The following is a 1,972-nucleotide window of genomic DNA, read 5'->3' on the forward strand; positions in this document are numbered from 1 at the left end:
TGTTGAAGTTATATCCAAAAAATATATCTATCAATTTATGAAATTGTAAGAAATAGAGAGTATTTAAGAGAAAATAAAAGTATATAGAGGGAGGAAATCATTTGAGCAAACTCAACCCTCAAAAGTTATATGTAGAAGAACTATTTTTAGACATAGGTAAAATATATATGATGAGTTAAATATTTCCTATATAATAATGCTATAGTTAATAAGTTCATATAGAAGGGAAATTGTGAATTGAAAAAGATTATAAAACAATGGATTTTAAAAAAATATATACTTTTCTAAAAAATATAGTTGAAATTAATTCTAATACTTATTTTGTTACAGGTAATTTAGTATATATTTAAGTATTAAGCCCTATATTAATTTTACTGTTTAATAACAGATAAAATTAATATAGGGCTTTCTATATTTTTATAATCTAATATTAAAATTCTGCATTTTTAGGAGTTCTTGGGAAAGGAATTACGTCTCTAATATTACTTATTCCCGTTAAATACATAATAGCTCTTTCAAATCCAAGTCCATATCCTGCATGTTTTGTTCCACCATATTTTCTAAGTTCTAAATACCACCAATAATCTTCTTTATTAAGTTCCATCTCTTCCATTCTTTTTTCTAAAACATCAAGTCTTTCTTCTCTTTGACTTCCTCCAATTATTTCTCCTACACCAGGAACAAGTAAATCAGCTGCTGCAACAGTTTTATTATCATCATTAAGTCTCATATAGAAAGATTTAATATCTTTTGGATAGTCAGTAACAAATACAGGCTTTTTAAATACTTCATCTGTTAAATATCTTTCATGCTCTGTTTGAAGATCACAACCCCACTCTACTGGATACTCAAATTCTTTTCCTGATTTTTTTAGAATTTCTATTGCTTCTGTATAAGTTATTCTACCAAATTCTGAATTTACAACATTATTTAATCTATCAAGTAGATTTTTGTCAATAAATTTATTGAAAAACTCCATTTCTTCTGGAACATTTTCCATTACATATGTTATTAGATATTTCATCATATCTTCTGCAAGGTTCATATAATCATTAAGGTCTGCAAATGCAATTTCAGGCTCAATCATCCAAAACTCAGATGCATGTCTAGCTGTATTAGAATTTTCTGCTCTAAATGTAGGTCCAAATGTATATATGTTTCTAAAAGCTAGAGCATATGCTTCTCCTTCTAATTGCCCACTTACTGTTAAATTAGTTTCTTTTCCAAAGAAATCTTTAGAGAAATCAATACTTCCATCTTCTTTCATCGGTGCATTTTTCATATCTAAAGTAGAAACTCTAAACATTTCTCCAGCACCTTCACAGTCACTACCTGTTATAATTGGTGTATGTGTATATACAAATCCTCTTTCTTGGAAAAATTTATGTATTGCATAAGCAGCTATAGAACGAACTCTAAATACTGCTGAAAAAGTATTACTACGAGGTCTTAAATGTGCAATAGTTCTTAAAAACTCAAGAGTATGTCTTTTTTTCTGAAGAGGATAATCACTTGATGAATATCCCTCAATAATTATTTTTGAAGCTTTAATTTCAAAAGGTTGCTTAGCTTCAGGTGTTAATACTAATTTCCCTTCAACAACAATAGATGAGCTAATAGGTAATTTTGATATTTCTTTAAAATTATCTAAGTCTTCTTCAAATACAACTTGAATATTTTTAAAGAAACTTCCATCATTTACCTCTATGAATCCGAATACTTTTGATGATCTTAATGTTCTAATCCATCCTGATATTTTCACTGTTTGATTAGCATATTTTTCACTTTCCCTATAAATTTCTTTTACTAATACACTTTTCATAAACTTTTTTACCTCCTTTAATAAAATCATATATTTTTACATAGTATTTTTTTATATAGAACAAAATATCACTTCGTGATACTCTCAGATGAGTAGCAGAGCTACTCATCTGTATTTTTTGAAACTAATTCACCATTACATTTTGGACAT

1 protein-coding gene is annotated in these 1,972 nt (G+C 27.5%); it reads right to left on the reverse strand.

The genetic code is table 11. The annotated features are described in order from the left end of the window. Nucleotides 1-430: 430 nt before the first annotated feature. Complete coding sequence (asnS, locus tag BUA77_RS13120) at nucleotides 431-1,822, reverse strand: asparagine--tRNA ligase (protein ID WP_072891031.1); 1,392 nt, start codon at nucleotides 1,820-1,822, stop codon at nucleotides 431-433. Between the last annotated feature and the right edge of the window lie 150 nt (nucleotides 1,823-1,972).

The sequence above is a fragment of the Tepidibacter formicigenes DSM 15518 genome, assembly GCF_900142235.1.
GTDB lineage: Bacteria > Bacillota > Clostridia > Peptostreptococcales > Peptostreptococcaceae > Tepidibacter > Tepidibacter formicigenes.